Here is a 7,360-nt window from a genome sequence, read left to right on the forward strand (position 1 = left end):
TCACAGCCGCCGTCAAGGAGCGCCAGCAACCGAGTGAATTCCCGTTAAGGTCACGACCAGACCTCCGCACCCCGCCCAGTCAGCGCAAATAGTCTGACCACAAACGACGGTCACGGTTTGATAACGGCTTCGAGGTAGCGGCGTCGATGCAGGCGAAAGTCGACAATTCAGCTCGCGCAAAGCCGACAAAGAACCGGAGTGCGTGGTGGGTACGTCTCTCAGCCAAATCAGGTGGTAACACACCACAGCGGAACGCTCGCGATAAATGGCCGACTTACACCTCAACCAGCGCACCACCAATCGAGTCGCTGACGCATAAAACGACCTATATGGTCGCCGTTTTACACCGCAGCCAAACGTCAGCGGAGCTCAGGCCCGTGCAGGACAAGGTCGCGAACGTAGGCGTTGACTGAGTCCACCTGCGATGCCTCTTCGATGAGTCGGGCCGCAGTGGGCGGGTCGGCGTCGGCGGCCAACGCGACGTAGGCGTCGATGACGGTGCGGCGGATCCGTTCCCGGTGTGCGATCAGCCAGGGCCATCGCCGTCCTGCGGCCAGTTCACCCCGGTAGTGGGCGGTGACGGCGGTGAGCGCGTCGTGGCGGGCCTGGTCGTTGAGGGCGTGGCGTGCGGTGGTGGCGGCACGTTCGAGTTCCCATAGGTCGACGTCCACGGCGGGGTCGAGTTGGTAGTGGTCGCCGTCGTGTTCGACGACCTGATCGGCGCCGGCGGCGGTGAGGGATCGGCGGAGTGCGCTGACGGTGGTGTAGAGGCGTCCGATGGTGGTGTTTGGTCGTTCGGCGGGCCAGATGGCGGTGGCGAGTTGGTGGCTGGTCGCGCCGGCGGGGTGGACGGCGAGGTACAGCAGGACCTGCCAGGCCGCCGACCGCCGCACCTTGACCTCGACCCCGTCGCGTTCGACGGCGGGCGGGCCGAGCGTCACAAGCCGGATCCGAGATGGTGTGGAGCGAATCCCCGGACCGCGCGCGACAGGAATGGCGCCGCCGAGCGGTGCCTTGCGGTTCAGATCGGGAATCTGTGCAGTTAGCTGTAGCAGTTCAAGAAGGTCAGCGGCTGCGCCCGGTGTCAGTACGCACAACCGCTGTGGCCCTTGGGCGGTCAGCGTTGGGCGTTGGGCGATGTGTCCGGACGGATCGACGTTCCAGACCGGATCGGATGGCCAGCCGCCGAGCATGATCGCGGTGGCGTTCGTGGCGGCGACGGCGTCGGCCAGCGCCGGCTGCTGCGAGGGGTCGGGCGTCAGAGCGATCAGGGTAAGCGGCGTGGGACCGTTGGCGTGGAGGGCGGCGATGGCATCCTCAATGGATCCGGCCTCGCGCAGGCCTGGAATCGTCGTCGAGGGATTCCTGGCGGGAAGGATGCGGTCGAGTGTCCCGGTGGTGGTCAGGACCCTGGTTGCCGTGGGCTGCGGATGGTTGAGCAGCAGGGCGACCAGGAGGCCTCGAGCCGCGGCGTCGGCACCGTCCCCGGTCAGGCCGATGCCTGCAGGTGGGAGGTCGTTGGGGATGACCAGGCGTCCCGGGGGTAGGCCGTCGACGGAATCCGCCGGCTCATCGTGGTCCGTTAACGCCTGGATGGCGTCCACGGTGCGCGGCAGCGGGTCGAGTCCGTTATTTCGGCGGGTGCCGTGTGGATCGGGGTGGTAGTCGCGTCGTCGGCGGAACCAGACCGTGGCCGCGGCTGCTGTGACCGCGTCGGTGATCGGTGTGGGCAACCAGCTTCCGTCGGCGAGGTCGATGCCGGTGGGCGACGAGCTCGCGGCTGGCGGGGCAGCTGCGCCGCCAGGTGGGCGGTCTGCGTCGTCGGGGTAGACCTGTGTGGCATCGACGGGATGGCCGGCGGCCGGAGTTGTCGCGGCGGTGACGGCGTAGGCGCCGAGCACTCCACCCGTCGCCGCCTGCACAGGAGTGGGTAGCCGTAGGCGGGCCATCCGGCCGGGTCGGGCACGGCGGAACGTCAACTCAAAGACAAGTCTGCCCACCAGGGCGCACCAGAGAAGACCCACACCGAGGGCGGCGACGAGCACCAGCGTTGCGGGCGTCAAGGGCTCCTGCACGGCTCCCAGCAGGAGATCCTCGACCGTGGGCCTGTGCGGTAGGGCCAGCCAGGTCACGACCGCAGGTGGCGCAATGACCACGGCAAAGGAGACCGCGACAGCGCAGGCCTTCCCTCGGCGTTTCGTCGGGTCCTGTGCGGCAGGGCTGGCGCCGCGACGAACGTCGTCACGGTGGTCGCGTCCGCGATTGGCGTTAGCCGGCATGCGGAGTTCGGGGTGTTGTTTCGCGAGACAGCGTCCAGGTCCGGGCGGCGAGCCAGGCCGCGGTCGCGACCGCGAACATGACGCCGATGATGCCCGCGCCGCGCCAGTCGGCGATCGCGAAGCAGAACAGTGTCAGGGGGATACCGACGATGATCCGGAACAGGGGCCGGGACACCACCGCGAGGGTCAGACCGATGCCCATCAGCACGCCGGCGACCCGGGCGGCCAGGTCAAGGTAGAGGATCAGCTCATTCCAGCGGGTGATGCTGGACGTGTATTGCAGCAACGCCATCCCTACCGCGACGAACACGATGGACATGGTGGAGAAGCGCAGCCAGCGCATCCACCCACCGACGGGTGCGGTGCGGCGCCGGACTACCAGCGCGGTCACGGCAATCACGGCCGGCACGGGCAGCAGCGGCAGAACCGACCATCGTAGGAACGCTGCCGGTCCGAGGCCTAAGAGGAAGCTGCCGACGACGGCATAGGCGCTTGCAATCCCGAAACCGCCGGCGGTGCCCGCGGCCAGGCCCGCGGCGACCCGTGGCCCGTCGAGGGGGACGCGTTTCTCGTCGGCGAGGAACGCCGCCCCAACCAGGCCCGTCGACAGGCAGGCGATCATCGCGCAGACCGCGGCGATGGTGAGCTGTCCCCAGGTGGCCATCACGTAGTAGGTCTGGTCGTGGTTGAACGGGGTGCCGTTGTTCGGCTCGGCCTGCAAGACGAACTGGCCGAACATCGCCAACGACGCCACGCCGGCCACGACCAAGGCGGGAACCTGACGGGCCACGGCCCGCGCCGCAGCCCAGGAGCCATCAAACGCATCGACCTGATCGCCCGTAGCCGGCGCGGCGCCGGCCGCGCCCCACAACGCGGCACGGCCCGGATCATGCGGAACCAACGGTTTCTGCCCGACCGCATCAGCGACCGCCCGCACCGCAGCAGGATTATTGGCGGCCCCACCCACACAGATCACCGCGGACACCTGCGCGGGATCGAGGTCCGCAGCGGCGATCGCTTCCAGGGCGAGCTCGCCTGCCCGCCTCCACACCGGGCCGGCCATGGCCTCGACAGCGGCTGCGGTCAGCACCATCGGCGGATGCGGGGCCGACATCGCGACCGTCACCGCAGGAGCCGACGACAACGCCTCCACCGCAGCACGCACGCTGGCCAACCCCACACGGTCATCGTCGACCTGCGGTACGGCCGTAGGCACACTAGCCCGATTGAGCGTCGCGGCCAGCGCACCCCGCGACGCGTCCAGGTGGTCGAGGAGAAGGTGATCGAGGGTGCGACCACCTGCTTCGGCATCGTCCAAGGCCGAGATCGTCTCAAAGCCGGCCGGGGTTCGGCGCAACATCGTGGCCTCGCAGCCGGCGCCGAGGTCGACGACCAGCACATAGTCACCTACCCGCGCCTGCAGCTGAGCGGAGTTGGTCAGGACCTGCGCTGCGGCGACCGGGGCGTCAACGAGGCTAGCTTCGTGCAGGCCGGCGCGATTTGCTGCCTGACGCAGCCATCTGCGCCGCCGCGGTCCCCAACCGACCGGGACCACCAGCCGCACCTCGCGCACCGCGGCACCATCGGCGCGAGCCGCGTCGGCGAACAGCCTTAACGTCGCGCAAGCGAGATCGGCCACGTCGAGCTCGACACCACCGATAGTGGCTCGCCCGCGCCCCAACCGCAGAGGGTCCGCGACGAAGCCGCCTCCGTGGCCGTTGACGTCACCTCGCCACGCCTGCTGGCCCGCCGCCGTTGAGCCGTCCGGCTGCACCAACACCGCGCTCGAACAGACCTCAACGCCGTCAACCGTTAGCGGTGCCCATCCATCGTCCCCGCCGCTGACGAGGGCAGCAGTCGTCAACGTGCCGTAATCAACGACCAACCCGACACCGCCTCGATCCACCATTCAGTGATACACGACGATGGCACGTTCCGTAACCCGTGCTCGCCGCTCGGTGGCCGAACCCCGCGCGGGCGTCGACGACAACGCCTGCAACGCGGCCCGTACATTTGCCAACCCCGCCCGGTCATCGGCAGCGCAAGATTCAGTCGCGGTCTCAGCCGATAGCGAGGGCAACGAGCTCGGCAGAGCAGTTCGCGTGACGCGCAGATGGGTCAGCAGCAGATCATCGACCGCGCCACCGCCGATGTCACGATCATCGAGAGCGGAGATCGTCTCGGAGCCACCAGGGGTTCGACGCAGCATCGTCGCGTCACACCCGGCGCCGAGGTCGACAACGAGCAGGTAGTCCCCGACCCGAGCCCGTGGTTGGCCGCTGTTCGTCAGCAGATCGACCGCGGCGACCGGGGCGTCGACCAGGCTGGCCTCTCGAAGACCGGCACGGTTCGCCGCCTGTCGAAGCCACATTCTCCGTCTCGGACCTCAACCCACCGGGACAACCAGCCGCACCTCACTCACGCTGCCGATCCCGCGGGCCGCCTCCACGACCAGCCTCAGGGTCGCAGCCGCCAGGTCAGCCACCGTCACCTCGACGCCGCCGATGGTTGCCTGGTCCCGGCCAACCGCAGCGGATCCGCGACGAAGCCGCCACCGTGCCCGTTGAGGTCCGCGCGCCACGCCTTCTGCCCAGCGACCACTGACCCATCCGGGCCGATCAGCACAGCACTGGAGAGGATCGCCGCGCCGTCCACCGTCAGCGGAGCCCACCGACCATCAGGACCCGACAGAAGCGCAGCGGTCATCGCACTGCCGTAATCGACGACCAGGCGAACGTCTCCTCGATCCACCATTCAGTGATACACGACGATGCCACGATCCGTAACCCCGTGGCTACAGTCACGCGGACTCTCGATTCGCTGGCCTCCGGCCAGGCCAACGGCGCCCACGTAGGACCCACCAAGCCGCAACCGCGACCAGCCAGGGAAGCGCGGCGCTATCGGCCAGCTGGAGTTTGCCTGTCGTCGCCGAGCGCCTTGCCGTACGTGTCGCGACCTCTTGGTCGCGCGAGACGGGCGAAAATTTCGTGATCGACGAGGGCGTACGCACAGTGTGGTGGCCATGGGAGGCTTCGTCAGCCGTTCGGAGTCCCTTGTGGGTGGCGCCGTCAAGATCCCATGAGGCACAAATTTCGCGGAGGACTCGACGCTTGAACGTGCTTTGGTGATGTATATGCATGACCGAGGTTGGGGTGGCTGTAGCCAGCGTGGCAGTCGTGGCGCTCTCATGGCTTGGTCCGCTGCTGATGGAGCGGCAGCGCCGGCGCACCGTGGCCCGGGTCCTGACTGAAGCGCCCGGAGGAAGCGTGGTGGTTGTCGGTGGCTGTGCCCGTACACCGGCGGTTGCGATCTGGGTCGGCGAACGCTCGCGGCCGCCAAATCGCGCCGTTCTTGTCCTCAACCAAAGCGACCAGGCTGCGGTCCCTCCTGATCGGACTTTAGATGCTGAGTGATCTCAGTCAGGAGCATGAGTTCGAGCGACTCTACCGACGCGTCTCGCGCGATCTCTACGGTCATGCCTTGCTTCTGGTGGGTGGAAACGCTGCCGTGGCGAGCGAACTCGTTCAGGACACCTTCGCGGCCGCGGCGGAGGCATGGGCTGTGATCCGGCGGCGGAAGATCGACGAGCAGCGTGCCTGGCTGTTCACTGTCCTGAAACGCAAGGCCGCCAACTCCTACCGCAGCAGCAGACGAGAGGCCTCGGCGATCCTCAGGCTGGCACAGGAGTCGCTCTCCCCCCGCACTGCCGGCACCGATCCCGCGGGAGTGGCTCTGAGCAACGAGACGCTCGATGCGGTCTGGAAGGTGATCAAAGCCATGCCACTAGCCCGCCAGAAGGTGTGCGCTCTGCTTGCCCAGGGATTGACTACTGCGGAGATAGCTCGGCAGCTGCGTATCAGTCAGTCCACCGTCCGTGACCACCGGCAGCGTGGACGTGCCGAGATTCTTCGTGCGTTGGAACCACGCTACACGATCATTGATTCACCCAGCGACGAGGTTGAGGAGGCCTGGTGATGGATAAAGGGCCGCGTAAAGCTTCGGACCACCACCGGACGTCCATCACGCTGGCCAATCTCTACGCCCAGTTGCCGGCCAGGGTCTCCGAAACGGAGTGGTTCGACGTCAACGCCGAGTTCGCGATGCTGAAGGACCGGGTGACGCGAAAGTCTCGGCGTCGATTCATCTCGCGAGATAGGGGCCGCAGTCAGCGGAGCAGGGCACTGATCAAAGATCCCATCGCTCGACACGACGACCGACAGCTTCCGTACTATCCAGGCGCCGTGAGCTGGTTCTTCGCCAGCCAGGCAGGACTGTGTGGTGCTGCATGCTGGACGTGGTTGGCGATTCTCGCATCCGCGGGCGGGCCGGTCACCGGCTGGCAGTTGTTCGCCGCAGCAGCGGGAACGGCTTTCATCGTGACCGCTGTCGTACTCGGCGTCCGTATAGCGTTGCAGGCTGCCGCAGCGCTCCGACATGCCGAGGTGAAGAAGCTTCTCGTTGAAATCTCGTGGAATACGGAGTTCTCGGCTCAGCCGGCTGGGGAGCCGGATAACGTCGTGCGCTTCCCCGCAGCCGTGGGTGACGACGGTGATTGGCCCATTCCCAAGGCCCGGGGCGCGCGAGACCCTCAAAGTCGCGCCGGCGCCAGCGGGTCCGATCCCGTGCGCTAACGATCGTGCCTTGGGCGCGGACGGAACGATCGGTCAGCCCGCCGGCGTTGAAGTGGCCACGCCAGGTGGGTTCCGTCCGGCGAGTTCCGGCTGACGCACGATTGACGAGCGACACGTCACCTCCGGCGTCCGGAACCGCCGGAGGACGGCACCAGCGACCGAGAAGCCGACCATGCGCCAGGCCAAGTTCGTCAAGGCTAAGAGCAGGTGGCACGGCACACCCGAACGCGAGAATGCCACATAAGCGGCATTATGGTGTGACGACGGCTTGCTGGCGCTGGGCAGGCCATGGCAGGCAAGCGAGGCTCTGCCCGCCCGCCGTTACATGTGTTCATCCGCGAACCCTGTGGCCGACCTAGTGTCGCGTGTCTGAAGTGATTTGACGGTTGTGGTGGGCGACAATGGGGCATGTCTGTCGCGGCTGCGCTGGTTCTTAGTCCCGGCGATGGT

General features: G+C 67.3%; 6 protein-coding genes. 2 read left to right on the forward strand and 4 right to left on the reverse strand.

Features of this window, described 5'->3' with window-relative positions; translation table 11 throughout:
* Positions 1-359 precede the first annotated feature (359 nt).
* From AB0J88_RS15455 to AB0J88_RS15470, 4 genes are all read right to left on the reverse strand, one after another.
* Positions 360-2,132 (reverse strand): hypothetical protein, encoded by a 1,773-nt coding sequence (locus AB0J88_RS15455; RefSeq protein ID WP_364361117.1) that lies wholly within the window; start codon positions 2,130-2,132, stop codon positions 360-362.
* Between the two features lie 136 nt (positions 2,133-2,268).
* Positions 2,269-4,164 carry an Hsp70 family protein gene (locus AB0J88_RS15460; protein ID WP_364361119.1) on the reverse strand — a complete coding sequence of 632 codons (1,896 nt, stop codon included), beginning with the start codon at positions 4,162-4,164 and terminating at the stop codon, positions 2,269-2,271.
* Between the two features lie 24 nt (positions 4,165-4,188).
* Positions 4,189-4,650, reverse strand: coding sequence for a hypothetical protein (locus AB0J88_RS15465; protein WP_364361121.1), 462 nt, complete (start codon positions 4,648-4,650; stop codon positions 4,189-4,191).
* A gap of 116 nt (positions 4,651-4,766) precedes the next feature.
* Positions 4,767-4,985, reverse strand: coding sequence for a hypothetical protein (locus AB0J88_RS15470; RefSeq protein WP_364361123.1), 219 nt, complete (start codon positions 4,983-4,985; stop codon positions 4,767-4,769).
* Between the two features lie 696 nt (positions 4,986-5,681).
* On the opposite strand from AB0J88_RS15470, the gene AB0J88_RS15475 reads away from it, so the two are divergent.
* Both AB0J88_RS15475 and AB0J88_RS15480 read left to right on the forward strand, forming a co-directional pair.
* Entirely contained in the window at positions 5,682-6,254 is a 573-nt protein-coding gene (locus AB0J88_RS15475) for an RNA polymerase sigma factor (RefSeq protein WP_364361125.1), read from the forward strand.
* Complete coding sequence (locus AB0J88_RS15480; RefSeq protein ID WP_364361127.1) at positions 6,254-6,910, forward strand: hypothetical protein; 657 nt, start codon at positions 6,254-6,256, stop codon at positions 6,908-6,910. The genes AB0J88_RS15475 and AB0J88_RS15480 overlap by 1 nt, the downstream gene beginning before the upstream one ends.
* The last annotated feature ends 450 nt before the right edge of the window (positions 6,911-7,360 follow it).

It is taken from the genome of Asanoa sp. NPDC049475 (assembly GCF_040676915.1).
Lineage (GTDB): Bacteria > Actinomycetota > Actinomycetes > Mycobacteriales > Micromonosporaceae > Asanoa.